General features: G+C 67.6%; 13 protein-coding genes and 1 pseudogene. 8 read left to right on the top strand and 6 right to left on the bottom strand.

Annotated features, from left to right (window positions below; genetic code table 11):
• The first annotated feature begins 55 nt into the window (after positions 1-55).
• On the top strand, positions 56-934 hold the full coding sequence (locus AC1DKD_RS04065; protein ID WP_441625973.1) for a LysR family transcriptional regulator: 879 nt from the start codon (positions 56-58) through the stop codon (positions 932-934).
• Between the two features lie 46 nt (positions 935-980).
• Here the strand turns inward: AC1DKD_RS04065 and AC1DKD_RS04060 are convergent, their stop codons facing one another.
• Entirely contained in the window at positions 981-1,886 is a 906-nt protein-coding gene (locus AC1DKD_RS04060) for a LysR family transcriptional regulator (RefSeq protein ID WP_441625971.1), read from the bottom strand.
• A 136-nt stretch (positions 1,887-2,022) separates the two neighbouring features.
• Between AC1DKD_RS04060 and AC1DKD_RS04055 the strand changes: the two are divergent.
• The 6 genes and pseudogenes from AC1DKD_RS04055 to AC1DKD_RS04030 all read left to right on the top strand — a co-directional run bounded on the left by AC1DKD_RS04055 (position 2,023) and on the right by AC1DKD_RS04030 (position 12,715).
• Positions 2,023-3,044 (top strand): annotated as a pseudogene (locus AC1DKD_RS04055) (SDR family oxidoreductase).
• Positions 3,045-3,558: 514 nt separating this feature from the next.
• Positions 3,559-5,607: a CHAT domain-containing protein gene (locus AC1DKD_RS04050; protein ID WP_441625963.1), complete on the top strand. Its 2,049-nt coding sequence runs from the start codon at positions 3,559-3,561 to the stop codon at positions 5,605-5,607.
• Position 5,608: 1 nt separating this feature from the next.
• Positions 5,609-9,388 carry a WD40 repeat domain-containing protein gene (locus tag AC1DKD_RS04045; protein WP_477111130.1) on the top strand — a complete coding sequence of 1,260 codons (3,780 nt, stop codon included), beginning with the start codon at positions 5,609-5,611 and terminating at the stop codon, positions 9,386-9,388.
• Positions 9,389-9,473: 85 nt separating this feature from the next.
• Positions 9,474-10,796, top strand: a complete 1,323-nt coding sequence (locus tag AC1DKD_RS04040) for a hypothetical protein (protein ID WP_441625959.1) — start codon at positions 9,474-9,476, stop codon at positions 10,794-10,796.
• A gap of 44 nt (positions 10,797-10,840) precedes the next feature.
• Positions 10,841-12,271 (top strand): C25 family cysteine peptidase, encoded by a 1,431-nt coding sequence (locus tag AC1DKD_RS04035; RefSeq protein ID WP_441625957.1) that lies wholly within the window; start codon positions 10,841-10,843, stop codon positions 12,269-12,271.
• 291 nt (positions 12,272-12,562) lie between these two features.
• Entirely contained in the window at positions 12,563-12,715 is a 153-nt protein-coding gene (locus AC1DKD_RS04030; RefSeq protein ID WP_441625955.1) for a hypothetical protein, read from the top strand.
• A gap of 75 nt (positions 12,716-12,790) precedes the next feature.
• Here the strand turns inward: AC1DKD_RS04030 and AC1DKD_RS04025 are convergent, their stop codons facing one another.
• The 3 genes from AC1DKD_RS04025 to AC1DKD_RS04015 form a co-directional block, all read right to left on the bottom strand.
• A complete protein-coding gene (locus AC1DKD_RS04025; protein WP_441625953.1) occupies positions 12,791-14,464 on the bottom strand; it encodes a PHA/PHB synthase family protein in 1,674 nt (557 codons plus the stop codon).
• A 75-nt stretch (positions 14,465-14,539) separates the two neighbouring features.
• Entirely contained in the window at positions 14,540-14,857 is a 318-nt protein-coding gene (locus AC1DKD_RS04020) for a chaperone modulator CbpM (protein ID WP_441625951.1), read from the bottom strand.
• 4 nt (positions 14,858-14,861) lie between these two features.
• The gene (locus AC1DKD_RS04015) at positions 14,862-15,812 is read right to left on the bottom strand and encodes a DnaJ C-terminal domain-containing protein (protein WP_441625949.1); all 951 of its coding nucleotides are present in this window, start codon (positions 15,810-15,812) and stop codon (positions 14,862-14,864) included.
• 440 nt (positions 15,813-16,252) lie between these two features.
• Here AC1DKD_RS04015 and AC1DKD_RS04010 point away from each other — a divergent pair, with 440 nt between their 5' ends.
• Positions 16,253-16,714, top strand: a complete 462-nt coding sequence (locus AC1DKD_RS04010) for a PRC-barrel domain-containing protein (RefSeq protein WP_477103993.1) — start codon at positions 16,253-16,255, stop codon at positions 16,712-16,714.
• Between the two features lie 61 nt (positions 16,715-16,775).
• On the opposite strand, the gene acs is transcribed toward AC1DKD_RS04010, so the two are convergent.
• Together acs and AC1DKD_RS04000 are read right to left on the bottom strand one after the other, a co-directional pair.
• Entirely contained in the window at positions 16,776-18,749 is a 1,974-nt protein-coding gene (gene acs / locus AC1DKD_RS04005; protein ID WP_477142963.1) for an acetate--CoA ligase, read from the bottom strand.
• A gap of 158 nt (positions 18,750-18,907) precedes the next feature.
• Positions 18,908-20,026: a DUF294 nucleotidyltransferase-like domain-containing protein gene (locus tag AC1DKD_RS04000; protein WP_477142962.1), complete on the bottom strand. Its 1,119-nt coding sequence runs from the start codon at positions 20,024-20,026 to the stop codon at positions 18,908-18,910.
• Positions 20,027-20,035: the final 9 nt, after the last annotated feature.

Below are 20,035 nucleotides of genomic sequence, written 5' to 3'. Positions count from 1 at the left end.
AGACTGCGCCGACGAATAAAGCAAGAAAAATTGATGGGGTGGACAAACTTCGCTTATGGGCCGTAGACCTAGCATCGAGCAACTTCGGGTTTTTCTGGCAGCCGCAGACCGTCAGAGTTTTACGCTTGCAGCGCGGGCTTGTCACAAGACGCAAGCTGCTGTGAGCATGCAGATGCGCCAACTGGAGCAAATGGCCGAGGCCAAGTTGTTCTGTCGGGAGAATAGACAGCTAAAGCTGACCGCTTCCGGGGAAGCGCTTTACGCGTACGCGATGCGTGTGGTTGCGCTGGAGGAAGAAGCCTGGGTGGCGATTCGCGGCAGCGCAAAGCACCGTCTGCGAGTCGGGGCTCCCGAGTTCTATGCGAACGAACTGCTTCCCATTGCAATCCGGAACTTTCATGCTACCCACCCGACCGTCCTCATTGAGCTGGTTTGCGCGTCGACCGCGCACCTGAACGGAAAGCTGCAGAGCGGCCAGGTGGACCTTGCCATTGGCGTGCGAGGGGCCCATATGGATGGAGACCCCTTGTTCACCCAGGAGCTACGCTGGGTTGCGCACCCGGACGGGCCTCACATCTGGCAGCAGAATCCAATCCCCATTGGGCTGTACGAGCTTGGGAGCACGGTCCGCGCCCATATCCTGGCCGCGTTGGAGCATGCCGAAGCCGACTATAGCTGCGTATATGAGAGTACATCCGTACCCGGCATCCTGGCAGGGGTGAACGCTGGCATGGTGGTGGCGGCAGTACCCTCGCAAGCCGCCCGTGAGCACCTGCGGATTCTTGACCGCGACGATGGATTGGTGGATATCGAGCGGCTAGACATTGTCATGGCGACCAGCAATACCGTCGCCCCGCCCGAGGCGAGGCAATTTGGTGAAGTGCTGAGACAGGCTGCCCAACGCTGGAAAGCAGTGGCTGCAGCGGCCGAATAGCAGGAATCCATCGCCGCCATCCTTGCATTGCATTTCGCAAAACCGCTCAACCTGCCGGCGGCAGCACCGTCTTGAGCATATCGATAAACGCGCGCAGCTTCGCCTGCGACTGCGTGCGCACCGGGAAATACAGGTACAAGCCATCGCTGCGCGGCACATACGGCGCCAGCACGGCCTCCAACTCGCCCGCCGCGAGTTCCCGCCCGGCCTCGAACTCCGCGACGTAAGCCAGCCCAAGCCCCCTGCGGGCAAGATCGACCAGCGTGTTGCGATCGTTCACCGTGACCTTGCTGTCGATATCGACCCATACCTTGCGGCGGCCCACCTGGAAATCCCAGCGATGGATCAGGCCCGATTTGACGAAGCGATACTGGATGCCCTGGTGGCGCATCAGGTCCGCCGGCGCCTTCGGCCGCCCTGCCCTGGCGAAATAGGCGGGGCTGCCGACCACGCACCAGGTGACGTCCGGCGTGAGCCGCAGCGCAACCATGTCCTTGGCCAGCGTCTCGCCCAGGCGTATCCCGGCATCGAAGCCGCTTTCCACCAGGTCGACGACACCTTCGTCCAGCGTCAGGTCCAGGTGTACCTCGGGATGCAGCAGGCGAAAACGCTCGATCATCGGTTCAACCAGCAGCGCGCAGGCCGCGCGGGTCATGGTGATGCGCAAGGTGCCCGAGGCATGGGTACTGAAGCCGCCGAGCGCTTCCAGCGCGCCGCCGATTTCCTCCGCCGCGGGACGTAGCCGCGCGTACAGCGCGGCGCCGGCCTCGGTCAGGGCCACCCTGCGGGTGGTGCGCTGGAACAGCGGCACGCCGTGCCGCCGCTCCAACAGCCGGATCGCCTTGCTGACGGCAGTCGGCGAGACCTGCAGCCGGCTGCCGGCAACCGTAAAGCTCTTGTGTTCCGCCACCGCCAGGAACATGGCGATACCGTCGAAGGCGTCCTTGTCCATTGCTCACTCCATTATGAACCTCTGGTTCATGACGAATGTACCTCGATCCGCTTTTTGCCGGGCAATCGGATGCGTAGGATTTGCTTCATCGGCACCGGCTCTTCCGGTTGCCGAACCCGACCAAGGAGCAATGAATATGAGCRAGCAACACACGCAACACACGCAACAGACTCATCAGACTCAACAAACGCAAACCCGATTCAAGCGCGTCTGGCTGATCACGGGCGCATCGCGCGGCATCGGCGCGGAGATCGTTTCGGCGGCGCTCGCCCACGGCGACGCCGTCGTGGCGACCGCGCGGAATTCGAAGACCGTGGCCGGCAAGTTCGGCGCCTTGCCCGGCCTGCTGGCGGTGGACCTCGATGTCACCGACGAAGCGTCCGCACGGGAAGCGGTAAAGCTGGCGGTGAAACGATTCGGCCGTATCGACGTGCTCGTCAACAACGCGGGTTTTGGCATGGCCGGCGCGGTGGAGGAGGCCAGCGCGGCCGAAGTCCGGAACCTCTTCGAAACCAATGTGATGGGCCTGCTCAACGTGACGCGCGCCGTGCTGCCGCAGATGCGCAGCCAGCGCGCGGGGCACGTGATCAATGTGTCGTCACTGGGCGGTTACCGGGCAGCCGCCGGTTTCGGGGTCTATAGCTCGACCAAGTTTGCCGTCGAAGGCCTGTCGGAAGCGCTGCATGACGAGCTTGCACCGCTTGGCATCCACGTCACCGTGATCGAGCCTGGCTACTTCCGCACCGACTTCCTGCGCCGCGCCACGTCAGCCGCATCGGGCTCGCGTTCAAGGCCTGCCTGTTGGCGCGAGCCGCCATTGCCTGACGATCCGCGTACGCGGCTGCGGCCACCAGGCAAGCTGGCGCGTCTCGCACCGGCAAGCGTCCACAAACGCCAGCATGCGCTGCCCGGCGGACAGCGCGATCGGGCAGGCGGGGCGGCTCGCGCCCGGCTCGGCGTCTCCCACTGGGGTCGACGTCATGGCTCAGACCGGTCCGGGATGCAGGCGGCCATCGTCGCCGAGGATCATGCCTTGCCAGGTGGCCGGCTTGCCCGACAACTCCCATGCAAGGATCTGGACGGGCGTTCTTCCAATGCCGCCGCGCAGTTCCGCCATCGCTTCCTCGTCCAGCACTTCGGACACCGGCAGGTCTTTAATGTCTAGCGTGTTCATTACAGTCTCCTAATAGTCGGTAAAACAGGTCGGGATGTTGACGTGTCGGATSGGGGGATCCGTATCGGGCCTGTTACGAGGCTTGATGTCAGGTGAGCATGGAGCGTGCCATTCGCGCGCRTGGGCTGTCTGCGCCACGCATGGGGCACACTGCTTCGCTGCTTCCCGGGCAAACCCGCCCAATGCGGCTGAAGCGGCCTATTCCGTGTCCGACGCCGGCTCGTGCGGCGAGATGCGATGTTGGCTTTCCGGCAACAGAAATGCGAGATGTGGCGTCCCGGCCAACAGTTGCGCCATGGCGGCTTCTCGCCGTGGCGGGCGGCGCCGGATGCAGCTTGCATCACCGCAGGCATCGTTCCAGATCCGTGCGGCAGCGACGCAAATTGCATTTTTCGCAAATATCATATTCATTAGTTCTTGGACGGGCGCGTCTCCATCGGGACACCCGTCGCCGGCAACGCATTCCGGCCCCGCGTCACGGACTCCGCGAGACGGCCTATGCCACGCAACTACTCCGAGCTAGAAATCGTCATCGACAACGATGGCGGCGGCAGGTACGAGGTGGAAGCCCGTCATCGGGTGCCTGAAGGGGACGCCATTACGCCGCGCGTGCCGCTGGCGCTGTCACCGGATGACCCGGCCCTGCGCGATGCGGACCCGCGGGTGTGCGGGCGCGCGCTGGCGGCCAGCCTGTTCGCGGCGCCGGCTGTGCGCGATGCCTTTGTCGCCGCGCAGACCGCGGCGCAGGAGCGCCGCCTGGACCTGCGCGTGCGCCTGCGCATCAGCATCGATGCGCGCGAACTGCATGCGCTGCCATGGGAGACCTTGTTCGACCCCGCCGGCGAGCATCCCCTCTTTATCGGGCAACACTGCTTTTTTTCGCGCTACCTGTTCGCGCGGGAGATGCGCCTGCCCAAGCTGCGTGCAAAGAGCGATGTGACAGCGCTGGTGGTGGTGGCAAACCCAAGCGGGCTCGGCCCGGAGATGGCGGCGATCGATGCCGCCGGGGAAGCCGCGCGCGCGGCTGCCGCGCTCGCCCCGGTCCCGGTGACCACGCTGGCCGAGCCGGGACACGCCACCGTGGAACGAATCCTCGCCGCCTTGCGCGACGGCGTGGACGTGCTCTATATCGTGTGCCACGGCGCGCTGGTGGATGACACGCCCATGTTGTGGCTCGAACGCACCGACGGCACGCGCGACCTGGTGGCCGGCAGCGTGCTGGTGGACCGCATCGGCACGCTGGAGCGCCCGCCCAGCCTGGTGGTGCTTTGTTCCTGCCAGAGCGCGGGCGCGGCGCGCGGCGGCAGCACGCTGATGGCGCTCGGCCCGCTGCTGGCGCAGGCCGGCGTACCGGCAGTCCTCGCCATGCAGGGCAATGTGAGCGTGGCCACCATGGACGCCTTCATGCCGGTGTTCTTTACCGAACTGCGCGACCACGGCGAGGTGGACCGCGCCGCGGGCATCGCGCGCGCGGCGGTCAGCCAGCAGCCCGACTGGTGGATGCCGGCGGTGTTCACGCGGCTCGACAGCGGCCGCATCTTTTATCCGCCGGGCTTCGGACCCGACGAAGGCGATGGCGCCGATGCCTGGCGCGCCGTCATCGAGAACATCCAGCATGGCGAGACCACGCCGATCCTCGGACCGGCCATGAGCGAGACGGTCTTCGGCTCGCGCCTGCAACTGGCGCAGATGTGGGCCGAGGCCTATCACTTCCCGATGGCGGCGCACGAACGCGATGAGCTGCCGCAGGTGGCACAGTACCTGGCCGTGTCCCAGCAAGGGGTGTTCCCGCGGCGGCTTTTCTTCAAGTTCGCGTACCAGCACCTGAGCCAGCAGTACCGCGACATCCTGCCACCCGCACTGTCGGCGCTGCGCAACGAAGACATCATCGCGCAGCTTGGCGAGGTGGTTTGCACCGTGGGCCGCGCGCAGCGCCAGCAGGATCCCGCCAGCCCCTACCGCGCGATGGCGCGGCTCAAGTTGCCGGTGTACCTGACGACGGATCCCAGCGACCTGCTTGCCGATGCCCTGCGCGAGGGCGGCGCCGATCCCGGCATCCGGCTGTGCCGCTGGAACCGCCAGGCCGAAGCTTGCGACGACGCGCTGTCCGAAGGCCGCAAGCGCGCGAATCCCACCGCGCAGGCGCCGATGGTGCTCAAGCTGTTCGGCGACCTGCGCGAGCCCGGCTCGCTGGTGCTGACCGAGGACCAGTATTTCGATTACCTCACCAGCGTGTCGATGAACCGCAACGCCATCCCGCTGGCCGTGCGGGCGCGGCTCAACGACAGTGCGCTGCTGTTCGTCGGCTTCGACGTGCAGTCGTGGGAATTCCGCATCCTGTTCCGCAGCATCCTCAACCTGGAGGGCGCGGACCTGCGCCAGGAATACCAGCACCTTTCCGCGCAGCTCGATCCCAACAGCATCGTCGACCCGGTGAGCGCGCGCCGCTACCTGGAGCGCTACTTCCAGGACAAGGCCCGGCTCAAGCTGTACTGGGGCGACGTCGGCATGTTCACCGCCGAACTGCTGCGACGCCTGGAGGGGTGAGATGGCGGCCAATCCCGAACTTCCGGACACGACACGCAACGCCCACGGCCCGTACATCGGCCCCATGCCGCTGGACGAGACGGACCCCATCTTCGGCCGCGATGCCGAGATCGAGGAACTGCGCGACCGCCTGATAGCCGACCGCGTCGTCCTCCTGTATTCGCCCTCGGGCGCGGGCAAGACGTCGCTGATCGAGGCCGGCCTGCGTCCGCGCCTGGCGGATCGCTTCGACGTGCTGCCCACCGCGCGGGTCAGCGTGCCGTATGAAGGCAGCAACCGCTATGTCACCAGCGTGCTGCACTGCTGGGCTGCGCGCGCCGAACTGAAGCCGCGCGCGGACGATACGCTGCTGTCCTGCCTGTCCCGCCTGGAAGACCACAATCCGGGTGGCCGCACGCGGCGGCTGCTGATCGTGCTCGACCAGTTCGAGGAGATCTTCACGCTCGACAGCACCGACACCGGCGCCAAGCAGGTGTTCTTCACGCAGCTGGGCGAGCTGCTGGATCGCAGCGGCAGCCCGGTATGGGCCCTGGTGGCGATGCGCGAGGAATACTTCTCGTGGCTCGATGCCTATCGCGACCTGGTGCCGACGCACCTGATGAACACCATGCGGATCGACCTGCTGTCGCGCGAACAGGCGCTGGAGGCGCTGCGTGGACCGGCGCTGGCGGCGGGCGTGGATTTTCGCGAGGACGCGGCGCGGCAACTGGTGAAGGATCTGGCCCAGGTGCGCACGCGCGATGCGGCCGGCCAGGTAAGCCTGCGCGAGGGGCGCTTTGTCGAGCCGGTGCAATTGCAGGTGGTCGGCCTGAGCCTGTGGCAAGCCTGCTTCGGCCAGGACGGGCCGGCGGCCGGCGGGGGCGCGATCACGCTCGAGCAGGTTCGGCGCCTGGACACCGGCGCGGCGCTGGCTTCGTACTGCAATACGGTGTTCGACACGGCCGCCGCCACGCGCCCACGGCAGCGCGTGGTACGCGACTGGGTCGAGAGCCGCCTGATCACCGCCACCAACATGCGCGCCCAGGCAACGCTGGACGCCGGCTCGCGCAGCGCACCCACGGCGGCCGAGCTCGACCTCTTGCAGCAATATCACCTGGTGCGCGCGCAAAGCCGCCAGGACGCGCAGTGGCTCGAGCTTGCGCACGACCGGCTGATCGAACCGGTGCGCGCCAGCAACGCGCAATGGCGCACCCAGTACCTGCCGCACTGGAAACAGCTGGCGCGCGCCTGGGCCCTGTCCGGCGAGAATCCCGGCGTCTTCGGCAAGCTCAGCTCCACCGAGGAACTCGACGACACCTTGCTCGAAGCCGAGGACCGGCACAGCGAAGCGGAAAACCGTTTCCTGGCGGCCTACCAGCGCTATCGCGCGGAGCAGGAGCGCGCGCGGCGCTGGCATATCCTTGGCTATTCGCTGGCGTTCGTCACGTTCGTGGTTCTGATCGGCGTTGCGATCCTGGCCTGGCAACTGCGCGCCACCAAGCAAGACATCGCCCGGCAAAACGCCCTTTTCTCGCTGCTCGGCTCGCGGCCCGCGCCGGACGCCGCGCTGCTGGCGGCCGTGGAGGGCACGCGCGACCTGCATGGCCACTCCCCGCCGGCGGGCTTCGATTTCCGGCGCTCCCTGGTCAGCACCATGAATCGTGCCCGCCATATCGAAGCCTACCTGGCGCGCGCGGATGAGCAAACCCTGGAGGTGCAGGCCGATGCCGGCTATCGGGTCAGCGCCAGGCTCGGCGCGAATCACTGGATCGTGGACGTCACCGGGCTCGGTCCCGGCGCCCGCACGGTGCGGCTGGACGAGGCCGCGCTGCGCAACCAGCATCCCGACGGCATGCGCGTGCTGGCGCTGACCGGCGCCGGCACGCTGGCCACGGGCGGCCAGGACGGCAGCGTGGCGTTGTGGAACATCGCGCAGCCCGCGCGTGCCACGGTGCTGCAGCCGCCGGGGGCGAGCCGCGCAAGCGGATGGGGTCCGGTCTCGGCCCTGTCCGGCGACGGCCGGCGCCTGGCCGCGGGCTACGACGGCGGCCGCGTCGTTGTGTGGGATCTCGCCAAGGGCGGCGACACGTGGCGGCGCCCGGTGGCAAGCGGGCGCGCACACGCCCTGCGCATCACCGACGTGGCGCTGTTCGATCAAGGCCGGCAGCTCGCCACCGCGTCGCGCGACGGCAAGGCCCGGCTGTGGCGCCTGCCGTCCGACTCCGGGGCGGACCCCGCTGTGTTGAAGACCCCCGCACAGGAACTGTCGGCGCCCGCGGACAATACCGACTGGTTCGCGGGCTACCACAGCATCGCCGTCAGTCCGGACGGCAGCCTGGCCGTGGCCGGCACGCGCGGCGGCCGCATCAGCGTGTGGCGCACCGCCGATGGCGTGCTGTGGCCGCGCGCGCTGCTGGGCCACGACGATGCCGTGGTGCGGCTGGTCTTCACCGACGACAAGCAATTGCTCTCCGGCGGCTGGGATGGCCGCGTGATCCGCTGGCGGCTCGACCCCGAGCGTATGCAGTTCACGCGCAACGAGCTGCTGGACCTGCCGAGCCAGATCACCGGACTGGCGCTGGCCGGCCGCGACCAGCGCCTGTTTGCCTCCACCGAACAGGGCGAGCTGCTGCAGATGCGCTTCGACGCGCCGCGCCATCCGATGGCACGGATCCTCTCGCGCGGGCAGGATGGCGCGCCGCCGCTACTGCTGGCGCTGACGGGCGTCACCCCGCCGGTGGCCGCCGCGACCGAAAGCGGCAGGCTGGTCATATTGCAGGCGGAGGCCGGCAATCCAGCGAGCCGGCGGCCGGTTTCCATGCCGGCCGCGCCGGTGCGCGCGCTGGACTGGGCGCGTGGCGCGCGGCGCCTTGTGGTGGCGGATGACAACGGCCAGGTCTGGATGCTTGCGGCCGATGGCACCGGCAATGCGATCCTGCCTGGCGTAATGGCGGGCACCAGCGCGCGCCTGACACTCAGCGACGATGCGCGCCTGCTGGCGATCCGTTCGGGCGAACCCGCCGAAGCCCGGCGCCTGGAACTATGGCGTCTGCCGCCCGACGCCGGCGCGGCCACGCCTGCCGCGGCCGCTGCATCCGCCACCGAAGCCACCGCAGAAGCCGACGCCTGCCGGATCCCGCTGCCCGAGCCGCTGGCGCGCGCGGCCTATGCCACCTTCCGGCCCGGCGCCAGCGAACTCGCCGTGGCCGAGGACGACAGCATCGGCCTGTGGCGGATCGAGCTCGCCGGGACCGATTGCGCCGACGCCAGGGCGGTCATGGTCCAGCGTTTCGAAGACCTGCCGCGCGGCCAGATCACCAGTCTTGCCTTCGGCGCGCGCGGCGACACGCTGGTGGCCGGCAACTATCTGGGCAAGGTGTACCGCCTGGCATTGCCGAAGTCCCCGGCCTCGCCGGGCCAGCCGGTGCGCGCCCGGGCCACCATCCTCAAACAAGATGCCGCGGGCGTCATCACCGCGCTGGCCGCGCCAGACGCGCCGTTTGTCGTCGCCGGGGACGACCATGGCAATCTCTTCCTGCTCGACCGCGAGACCGACCGGCCACTGCCGATCCCGCAAACGCTCTATCGCGACCCGCGGCAACCCGTGGCCGCCCTCTCCGTCAGCGACGACGGCCGTTGGCTGTATGCGGCGGGCACCGGGCTTGCCGCGATCTGGGATCTCGATATGGAGCAATGGCGCAAGCAGGCCTGCGCCATTGCCGGCGGTGGCTTTACGGCCCGGCAGAAAGCCGATTTCTTCAAGGGCGATACGCCATCGCCGACCGCATGTGAAGCACGTTGAATACGGTGAATGCGTTGATCAACAGGTTGATCGACGCCTTTATCGACGCCTTTATCGACTGAGTTGACCGGAAGAGGAGCACGCCATGCCCATCCAGACCATTGCGGGTACCAGCGCCAGCTATGCGCTGCTGGCACTGGACGCCGCCGGCAACGAACGCAACGACGACCCGGACGGCGTCGGCGGACATTTGTCCGAGCGTCTGCTGCCGCAATGGCGGGACAGCGCGCCCACCGATGTCTTTCTCTGGAGCCACGGCTGGCAGGGCGACCTGCCCGCGGCGCGCAACCAGTACGACCGCTGGATCGGCGCCTTCGCGCGCAGCGTCGGCGACGAGCAGGAGATGCGCGCGCGACACCCGGATTTCGCCGTTGCCCATATCGGCGTGCACTGGCCCAGCCTGCCGTGGGGCGACGAGGAACTGGGCGGCGATACCAGCTTTGCGCCGTTCGCAGGGGCGGGCGCGCAAGCCATGGTCGATGCTTATGCGCAGCGTCTGGGCGACACGCCGCCAGTGCGTGCCGCGCTGGCGGCCATCTTCGAGGCCGCGCGCACCCAGGCGGATGCCGCCAGCCTGCCGGAAGCCGCGCGCCTGGCCTACCTGCAACTCGACCAGGCGCTCGCGCTCGGCAGCGAGGGGGTGGGAGGCGATGCCGGCGCCGACCGCCTGCCGTTCGATCCCGATGCCTCCTTCGCCGAAGCCACCCAGCTGGGCGCCACGTTCGGCGGCTCCGTGCTGGGCGGCTTGCTGGCACCGCTGCGGCAGCTGTCCTTCTGGAATATGAAGAAGCGCGCCCAGACCGTGGGAGAAAGCGGCGTGCATCCCCTGGTCAACCGCATCGGCGATGCCTTGCCGGCGGCGCGCATCCACCTGATGGGCCACAGCTTCGGCGCCGTCGTCATGTCCGCCGCGCTGGGCGGGCCGGGCGGCACGGCGGCGCTGCGGCGCCCCGTGGCGTCGTGCGTGCTGGTACAGGGCGCGATGTCGCTATGGGCCTACGCGCCGGATATCCCCGTGCGGCCCGGCACGGCGGGCTACTGCCACCAGGTGCTGCCGGACGGCAAGGTCAGCGGGCCGCTGGTGGTGACCCGCTCGCGGCACGATACGGCAGTCGGCTCGCTGTATCCGTGGGCCGCCGGCGTGGCCGGCCAGGTCGCCTTCGAACCCGCGCAGGCCTATCCCGCCTTCGGCGCCATCGGCGCGTTCGGCATCCAGGGCATCGACGGCGCCACGGACGCGCCCCTGCAGCCCTACGACGGCCACTACGCCATGACTGGCGGCAAGGTGCTGAACATCGAGGCCAGCGAGTACATCTGCCACAAGAGCGGCGTCTCGGGCGCGCACAACGACATCGACGGCCCCGAAGTCGCCCACCTGATCTGGCAGGCCGCGCTGGCCGGGGCCTGAATCCGAACCTGAGCGAGATGACGAGCGCGACCGGGAGCACTACCATGACCGACGAATCCATGCCCATCCCGCTCGGCATCCAGGCCGACACCGGACGCCCGCTCGCGGACATCGACGCGCAGGCTGTCGCCGCGTTCACCGCGCACGAGCACGCGGGACGCCGTGCGCCCGAACGCGCCGCGGAGAAGGCCCGGCAGGCCGAGACCTACGCCGTGCTGGGCGATGTCGACGGCGACAAGCTGGACGAGGCCGGCTGGGGCTTGCTGTTTCCCTCCGACGTCGATCCCGCGCCTTACCTGGACGCCCTCGCGCCGCTGATCGCCTGGCGGCACCGGGAGGCCGGACAGGTCACGATATTCCAGGGCGCGGACGGCTGCCTGCCCGGCGAGAGCGCCGCCACCTGGCTGGCGCGGCACAAGGTCTCGCTCAACGTGGTGGATCCGGCCCTGGGCGTGCCCTACTACCTCGTGCTGGTCGGGCCGCCCGACAAGATATCGTTTGCCTTCCAATACACGCTCGACCTGTACTGGGCGGTGGGGCGGCTGGATTTTCCGCAGCTGGCTGATTTTCGCAGCTACGCGGACAGCGTGACGGCCTACGAAACCATGGCCAGCGTGACAGCCCGGCGCCGGATCGCGCTGTTCGCCACCTGCCACGACTTCGATCGCGCCACGCAGTTGCTCACGCGGCAACTGGCCACCCCGCTCAGCCTTGGCACCGCGCAAGCCAAAGCCCTCGGCGAGCGCCAGGGCTTTGCCATGCAAGCCTTGCTGGGGGAAGCGGCCACCAAATCCGCCCTGGCCGAAGTCTTGCGCGGCAAAGGCCCGGACGGCCCGCCCGCCCTGCTCTTCACCGGCTCCCACGGCATGGGCTTTCGCGCGGACGATGCGCGCCTTGCCGGCGCCCAGGGCGCCATCGTCTGCCAGGACTGGCCAGGCTACGGCGCAATCGGCCCCGAGCACTGGTTCGCCGCGCAAGATGTGCCCGACGACGCGCAGTGCCACGGCCTCATCCAGTTCTGCTTTGCCTGCTATGGCGCCGGCTGCCCCGAGTTCGACAATTTCGGCCGCGACGCCGTCGCCCCCGCGCGGCTCGCGCCGGCCCCCTTCACCGCCCGCCTGCCGCAGCGGCTGCTTGCGCATCCCCACGGCGGCGCGCTGGCGGTGCTCGGGCATGTCGACAGGGCCTGGGCTTACGGCTTCCAGTCAGAGCGCGCGGACCCGCAGACCCAGGGATTCCGCGACGTGATCGGCAGCCTGCTGCGGGGCGAGCGCGTGGGGCAGGCCACGGATCGCTTCAACATCCGCTGGGCCGCGCTCAGCACGGAACTGGCCGAGTTGCTGCGCGACCGCGGCGCGGGTGCCGCCGTTTCCGATACCGAGATCGCGCTACGCTGGGTGGCGCGGGACGATGCGCGCAATTACGTGGTGCTGGGCGATCCGGCGGTACGGCTGAGGGTGCGCGACATCGCCTGACCATTGCCTCACGCCTCGCCCGGCGAGGCGTCGCCCAATGGCCTGACCGGCCATCCGGGGCGTCATGCACTGTCGCTCCCGGACACACACAAGTCGCCAGGACTGTATGGTGCGGCCCAACGATTTCCCCTCCACGCGTATCCCGTGAAGCATAATCCGGCGGCAGTGTCGCCTGCCGGACGCAGGCATGAGAAATGCGTATAGACGTGTGAGCGCCGGCCCCGGTGCTTGCGGCCTCGTCAGGAGAATGAACGTGGTATCGACGTCTAATGATTGCCGGAGGGCTTAGCCATGCAAAAGCTATCCATCCTGACGCTCTGCCTGCTTGCCGCCGTCGCATGCATGACCGTGTTTATCTGCTTGTCCGGGGCATTCACCACGCGCGACACCGAATACGGCAGTGGCACGGCCGTGTTCTGCTATATCGACGAGCAGCTTCGCTAAGACGCGGCGCGTGCTCCCCTGAGCGGGAGCGCGCTCCTTCACGTCACGCAGTTTCCCGATTCAGCGCGCCATCGCTCAGCCCGCCCGTTCCTTGACGTAGCGCCCGGGTGCCGGTTCGATCACGGGGTACGTCTTGCTGCCGGCCTGGCGGGGTGCGTCGATGGCCTTCCCGGCCTTGGGCGCGAGCCACTTGATCCAATGGGGCCACCAGCTCCCCGGCGTCGCCGTGGCACTGGCAAGCCACTGCCCGGCGTCATCCCCCAGGGTGCCGCCAGCCCAGTAGCTGCGCTTGTTCTTCGACGCCGGATTGATGACACCCGCGATGTGCCCGCTCGCGCCAAGCACAAACTGCGTCTCGCCACCGACCAGTTGCGTCGTCCGGTAGGCGGACTTCCAGGGCACGATGTGGTCGTCCTGCGTCGCCAGCACATAGCTGGGCAGATCGATCGCGCCGAGGTCCACGGGCGTGCCGCACATTGTCAGCCGCTTCGGCACGCACAGGTTGTTCTCCAGGTACATGTTCCGCAGGTACCAGGTATACATCGGCCCCGGCAGGTTGGTGCTGTCGGCATTCCAGTAAAGCAGGTCGAATGCTTCGGGCGACTTGCCCTTCAGGTAGTGGTTGATGACATTCGGCCAGATCAGGTCATTGGCGCGCAGCGTCTGGAACACGAAGCCGAGTTCCGATCCGGGGTAGATGCCGCCCTGGCCGATCGCCCGCTCGCGCGCTGCTACGCCCTGCTCGTCGATGAATACGCCAAGGTCGCCGGGGTCCCGGAAATCGAGCATGGTGGTCAGCAGGGTCAGGCTGGCCACGGAGGTGTCGCCGCGCGCGCGCAGCACCGCGAGCGCGGAAGAGAGGATCGTGCCACCTACGCACCAGCCAAGCGCGTTGAGCTTGTCGGCACCGCCGATGGCCAGCGCCACCTCGATCGCTTTCATCACCCCCAGGCTCAGGTAGTCGTCCCACGTGACGTGGGCGCAACTGGCATCGGGGTTGCGCCACGACACCAGGAAGACTGTGTAGCCTTGTCCGACGGCGAACCGCACAAACGAGTTCTCGGGCTGCAGGTCGAGGATGTAGAACTTGTTGATGGACGGCGGCACGATCAGCAGCGGGCGCGTTGCCACCCGCCCGGTCAGGGGTGCGTACTGGATCAGCTGGAACAGCGCGTTTTCGAACACCACCGCGCCTTCGGACACGGCCACGTTCTTGCCGATCTCGAACGCGGACTCATCGGTGATCGACAGCCCGCCCTTGCGCATGTCCGCGAGCAGGTTGCCGAGCCCGGCCTTCAGGCTCTCGCCTTGCGTCTCGAATGCGAGCTGCATCACCTCCGGGTTGGTGGCGGCATAGTTGGCCGGGCTCATCGAGTCGATGAACTGGCGCGTATAGAAGCGCAGCCGTTGCCTGGCGGGTTCGTCCAGATCCGCGGCCTCCACCATGTCGCTGGCCAGCCTGGCGTTGAGGAGGTAGCTCTGCTTGAGCAGGCTGTAGGCGGGATTGTCGCGCCATTCGATGGCGCCGAAGCGGCGGTCGCCGCGCTCGGGTGCGACCACCGGCTCCGCCGGTTCGCCCGCGATGTTGACCATCATCCGTGTCCACAGCGCCAACTGCTGCTGGAAGTAGTTCAACTGCAGATCGGCGAAGGGGCCGGCGCCGGTCGGCGCCATGGCCTGCCACAGGCTTTGCCCCGACTTGATGAAACCCTGGACAAACTCGTCAGGAACGTTGTAGGGGAATGCCATCGTTGTCTCCATTGCCCCGGGTCCCGCGGCGGCCTCCGGTGGCATTATCTGTGCGCGGCCGGACAGGGACGCCATTCAGGCCAGGTTGGCGCGGCGTAGTTTCGCCTTGAGCGCCCCGATCTCGTCCAGCAGGTCAAGCACGAGTGCAACGCCCGCGGGCCCCAGCTCCAGGTCGCGTGTCAAACGCAGCGCCGCGCGGGCGCGCGACAGGGCGGCGCCCTCAAAGCGCCAGCCCTGCGCATCCTCGCCGCGCGGCGTCAGCACGCCTTCCTCGACAAGGGCCACCACCTGCTCCATGTCGGCGTGACAGGCCACGCTCAGTTCGACCAGCGTGAACTGAACCTCTTCCTCGACAAGCACGCCTTGTAGCGTCGAACCGCTTTGATTGCTCATCGCATCAAGCCTCCGTTGAACGGCGCGGCGAAAAACCGCTAAAGGTCTTGGCCATCTCCCGGTACGCCTGCCTGGCCTGCTCCGTGTCGGCAGGCGGCAAGGCGATGGAGAGCACCGCGTACAGGTCGCCGGGCGGCGTGCTGGGAAGGCCCTTGCCCCTGAGCCGCAGCTTGCGGCCAGCCGACGAGCCCGGCGGCACGCTGAGTTGAAGCACGCTGCCGTCCGGCGTGGGTATGTCGACGCTGGCGCCCAGGGTAGCTTCCCAAGGGGCGACGGGCAGGTCCAGGTAGACGTCGCGATCGTCGACGCGGAACCGCGGGTGCGGCGCGATCTCGATCTCGAGGTACAGGTCGCCGGCGGGCGCGTCTCCAATCGCCGGGCCGCCTTGCCCGGCAAGCCGGAGATGCTGTCCCCCGCGAACGCCCTTGGGAATATTCACGTCCAGTTGCCGCTCCTGCAAGCGGACATGGCCGTTGGCGTCCACCTGCGGCGTGCGCAGCGAAATGGTGCGGCGCCCTCCCCGGTATGCGTCCTTCAGATCGATCTGCACCTTGGCGTGATGATCCGCCCCGGCCATACGGCCGGCATGGCGCGCGCCGCGGCCCTGCGCCGGCCTCGCCCCGAACAGCGATTCGAAGAAATCGCTGTGATCCATCTCCGGGTCGCGACCGGCATCGCCGCCGCTGAACTCGAAGCCGCTATCCCATCCCGGCGGCGGAGTGAACTCGCGGCCGTGCTTGTAGCGCGCCCCCACGTCGTCGTAGGCCGCGCGCTTTTCCGCGTCTTTCAGCGCCTCGTACGCTTCGGCCACGTCCTTGAACCGGGCTTCCGCATCCGGCTCCTTGCTGACGTCAGGGTGATACTTGCGCGCGAGCTTGCGGTAGGCACGCTTGATGTCATCCTGCGTGGCCGTGCGCTCCACGCCCAGCATCGCGTAGTAGTCCTTGAACTCCATGAGTGGCCCTCCGGCGGCTCGCGTGCGGGACGCGCACGGCGCTTGCGAACAACTTGTCACTGAGTATAGGCAAAGGGGGCGGCGTGCGCCTCTCAAGACGCACGCCGCGGGTGAGCGGGAGGGAAAGCGTCCGGGAACCGGCTATGTTGGTGGCAAGCCTTGTACTGGAGCGCCGTCATCAACGGCGTGATCTCCGTGCCGAGCATGGTCGTGACCATGCTGATGGCGGCGGCTGTCTGCGCCATGCTGGCGACAATGCGCGCATGAGGCCAACCCACGCGAAGTGCCAATAAAGACATCTGCGTGTCCGCCATCGTACCGACACCATGGCCGGTCGATGTCAGTCTCGGTCTATCGAATGCCGGGTGCGATCGGCGGCTGCGCGGATGCGCGGGCCAATGTCTGGCGCATGGCATGACCACCCTCCCTGGAGTCCAATCATGAATCCGTATGAACTTGACCACATCAGCAGCGGCCCGCGTGCCGCCATCGTCGGCAACATCGAGAAGAACGGCGCGGGGCCCGGGCCTTTCCTGATGGCTGCCGATACGCTGGAAGGCAACCCGGTGATCGGCCCGGGCGGCGACAAGCTCGGCAAGGTCGACCACATCATGCTGGACGTGCCCGGCGGGCGTATCGCCTATGCGGTGCTGTCCTTTGGCGGCTTCCTGGGCATGGGCGAAAAGCTCTTCGCCGTCCCCTGGTCCGCGCTGACGCTCGACATCCAGCGCAAGAGCTTCGTGCTGGGCATCGACAAGGAAGTGCTGGAGGCCGCGCCCGGTTTCGACAAGGACCATTGGCCAAGCATGGCGGACCCGCAGTGGGCCACCAGCATCCACGAATACTATGGCCGGCCGCCGTACTGGGAGCAGGACCGGTACGAGCGGGAGACGCAGCGCTGAGCGCGTGCGTCTCCCACCGTCTGGGGTAGCCCGAAGCGACGTGCGGCGGCGCCGCTCCGGCTCAGCGGAGCTGATCGAGGATCGCCGGATTCTCCAGCGTCGATATGTCTTGAGTAATCTCTTCGCCCTTCGCCAGCGAGCGCAGCAGGCGGCGCATGATCTTGCCCGAACGCGTCTTGGGCAGGTTGTCGCCGAACCGGATGTCCTTGGGTTTCGCAATCGGCCCGATCTCCTTGCTCACCCACGCGCGCAGCTCGTTGGCGATCTTCTCCGCCGCCTCGCCCTCCGGGCGCGCTCCCTTCAACACCACGAACGCGATCACGGTTTCGCCTGTGACCTCGTCCGGCCGCCCGACCACGGCAGCCTCGGCAACCAGCGCGTTCGCGGCCAGTGCCGACTCGATCTCCATCGTGCCGAGCCGGTGGCCGGACACATTGAGCACATCGTCGATGCGGCCCATGATGGTGAAGTAGCCCGTCTCGGGATCGCGCACCGCGCCATCGCCGGCAAGGTACAGCTTGCCGCCCAGCTCTTCCGGGAAGTAGCTGGTCCGATAGCGCTCCGGGTCGCCCCAGATGGTGCGCAGCATCGCGGGCCACGGCCGCTTGATGACCAGGATCCCGCCCTGGCCGGCAGGCACGTCCTGCCCGGTTTCATCGACGACCGCCGCCATGATGCCTGGCAGCGGCAGCGTGCACGAGCCCGGCACAAGCGGGGTCGCGCCCGGCAGCGGCGAGATCATGTGGCCGCCGGTCTCGGTCTGCCACCAGGTATCGACAATCGGGCAGCGTGATCCTCCGACGTTGGTGTAGTACCAGATCCACCCTTCCGGATTGATTGGCTCGCCGACGGTGCCGAGGATGCGCAGCGACGACAGGTCGTAGTTCGACGGGTGCACCTTTGCGTCGACCGCCGCGGCCTTGATGAGTGAACGAATCGCCGTTGGCGCGGTGTAGAAGACCGTGACCTTGTGCCTGGCGATCATGTCCCAGAAGCGGCCCGCGTTCGGGTAAGTCGGCACGCCTTCGAACATCACCTGGGTGCCGCCGACCGCGAGCGGGCCATAGGCGATATAGCTGTGGCCGGTGATCCAGCCAATGTCGGCGGTACACCAGAACACATCCGCGGGCTTCCAGTCGAAGGTCCACTTCATGGTCTGCGCGGCCCACAGCAAGAAGCCGCCGGTGCTGTGCTGGACCCCCTTGGGCCTGCCGGTCGACCCGGAGGTATACAGGATAAAGAGCGGATGCTCGGCGCCGACCCACTCCGGCTCGCAGGTGCCCGCTTCGGCCTGCGTCAATTCGTGCATCCACAGGTCGCGATCCGCGTTCCACTGCACCTTGCCCCCCGTGCGTTTGTACACGATCACGCTCTTCACCGCGTCGCAGCCGCCCTGCGCCAGGGCTTCGTCCGCGATATTCTTCAGCGGTAGTGCCTTGCCGCCGCGCATCTGTTCATCCGCGGTGACAAGTGCAACGGCGCCCACATCCACAAGGCGTTCGTGCAGCGATTTTGCCGAGAAGCCGCCGAATACAATCGAATGCGTCGCGCCGATCCGCGCGCACGCCTGCATGGCAACCACGCCTTCCACCGACATCGGCAKGTAGATCACCACGCGGTCGCCCTTCTTCACGCCCCGCTTCCTGAGCGCATTCGCGAAGCGGCACACACGTTGCAGCAGGTCCTGGTAGGTGACGGCGGCCACGGTGCCATCGTCGGCCTCGAAGACAATGGCAATGCGGTTGCCGCTGCCGGACTCGACATGGCGATCCAGGCAGTTATACGAGGCATTCAGCTCGCCATCCTCGAACCAGGTGTAAAAAGGTGCGTTCGACTCGTCGAGCACTTTGGAGAACGGCGTCTTCCAGGTCAGCGCCTGGCGCGCGAGACGCCCCCAGAAGCCGTCGTAGTCGCGTTCGGATTCAGCGAACAGCGTCTTGTACGCGTCCATGCCTGAGATGGCCGCATGGGCCGCCAGATCAGCGGGCGGCGGAAAGAGGCGGTGTTCCTGGAGAACCGATTCAATGGATTGCATTTCGTACTCCTGCGCGCAGGTTGGGCATAGGGCCACGCCATCCGCTTGCTCGCGCCGCGGGTTCGGGCATCCTGCGACAAGTGGATCAAGGCATTCAGCAAACGGTGCGCGCAATCGGCCCGGACGTCGGTACGCTGCCGTACCCGGTGCCGGCGGGATCAGATTCCCTGGCGAAAACCGAGGTAGTCCAGCGCCAGGTGTTTCTGCAGTGCGCGGGCCTGGCGCAAGGCGTCGCGCAAGGCGCGCCGCTCGCCCGCGTCCAGTTCGTTCGGGTCCACACGATTGTGCATGGCCGAGCCGCGTGCGAAACAGCGCTGCTGTGTCTTCAGGCGCAACGTCTGGATGCCATTGAACGCGCCGATCCACGCTTGCACATCCTGTGGCTCCAGGCGCCGCGCCTCGCCGGCGCGCCGGAGGCGATCGGCCGTATTGCTGGCGCGGGCGCGGCAAGCCAGGCCGTGGATGCGGGCCGCGTCGACGAACAGCGTGGCGGCATCCTGTTTCAGATCGATCGTACCGGCGAACTTCCCGCTCCTGGCCACCGCGAAGTCGCGCAGCAGGCCGAGCGGCGCTTTGCGCCGCAGCGCATTCTCGGTCATCTGGTACAGAAAGCGCGGGTTGTCCGGCGCCATGTCCGCGAGCCAGTCGATCAACGCCTGTGCCAGATCGTGCGCGCCATGAAGCGGCCTCAGGTCGAAGAAGATGGTGGCGTTGAGCAGCGCCCGCGGATCGCCTTCGATGATCCAGCTCGCGAAGCGCTCCCGCCATTCGTGCAGGTCGAGGCACCACTGCGGATTGCTTGCCATGATTTGCCCGGTGCACAGCGGGAACCCGCAGGCGTCGAGCGCTTCGTTGATGCGTAGCGCCAGCGGCAGCATCCGTTGGCGCAGTGCCTGGGCGCCGCCGCTGCCAGCCAGGATGAGCCCGTTGTCCTGGTCGCTCGACAGCGTCTGTTCCTGGCGGCCTTCGCTGCCGAGCGCGATCCAGCACCAGCGTACGTCCTGCAACTGCTGCCCCGCACAGGCCAGGTCTATCACGCGCCGTGTCAACGCATCGTTCAGCGTCGAGATCAGCCGCGTAAGCGGCTCCGCTTCCGTCTCGCCCGCCACGCGATGCCAGAGCGCCCGGATCTCCGCGGCGGCCCGCTGCAGCCCGCCTCCGTCCTGCGCGCCGGCGATGCGGCGGCGGGCGCCCTCCATGTCTCGCATGAATGCGCCCGCCTGGGCATCGGGCGGGTCGAAAACGGCGTCGGGATGGATCGTGGGCGGCTCATTCATGGGTTGTAC

The sequence above is a fragment of the Cupriavidus sp. 05T313 genome (assembly GCF_056396665.1).
The sequence above is the reverse complement of the archived record's forward strand: the minus strand, read 5'-3'. Positions and strand labels throughout refer to the sequence as shown.

Coding starts and splice junctions, on each gene's coding strand:
- AC1DKD_RS04065 (WP_441625973.1), top strand. CDS start 56: ATGGGCCGTAGACCTAGCATCGAGCAACTTCGGGTTTTTCTGGCAGCC.
- AC1DKD_RS04060 (WP_441625971.1), bottom strand. CDS start 1,886: ATGGACAAGGACGCCTTCGACGGTATCGCCATGTTCCTGGCGGTGGCG.
- AC1DKD_RS04050 (WP_441625963.1), top strand. CDS start 3,559: ATGCCACGCAACTACTCCGAGCTAGAAATCGTCATCGACAACGATGGC.
- AC1DKD_RS04045 (WP_477111130.1), top strand. CDS start 5,609: ATGGCGGCCAATCCCGAACTTCCGGACACGACACGCAACGCCCACGGC.
- AC1DKD_RS04040 (WP_441625959.1), top strand. CDS start 9,474: ATGCCCATCCAGACCATTGCGGGTACCAGCGCCAGCTATGCGCTGCTG.
- AC1DKD_RS04035 (WP_441625957.1), top strand. CDS start 10,841: ATGACCGACGAATCCATGCCCATCCCGCTCGGCATCCAGGCCGACACC.
- AC1DKD_RS04030 (WP_441625955.1), top strand. CDS start 12,563: ATGCAAAAGCTATCCATCCTGACGCTCTGCCTGCTTGCCGCCGTCGCA.
- AC1DKD_RS04025 (WP_441625953.1), bottom strand. CDS start 14,464: ATGGCATTCCCCTACAACGTTCCTGACGAGTTTGTCCAGGGTTTCATC.
- AC1DKD_RS04020 (WP_441625951.1), bottom strand. CDS start 14,857: ATGAGCAATCAAAGCGGTTCGACGCTACAAGGCGTGCTTGTCGAGGAA.
- AC1DKD_RS04015 (WP_441625949.1), bottom strand. CDS start 15,812: ATGGAGTTCAAGGACTACTACGCGATGCTGGGCGTGGAGCGCACGGCC.
- AC1DKD_RS04010 (WP_477103993.1), top strand. CDS start 16,253: ATGAATCCGTATGAACTTGACCACATCAGCAGCGGCCCGCGTGCCGCC.
- AC1DKD_RS04000 (WP_477142962.1), bottom strand. CDS start 20,026: ATGAATGAGCCGCCCACGATCCATCCCGACGCCGTTTTCGACCCGCCC.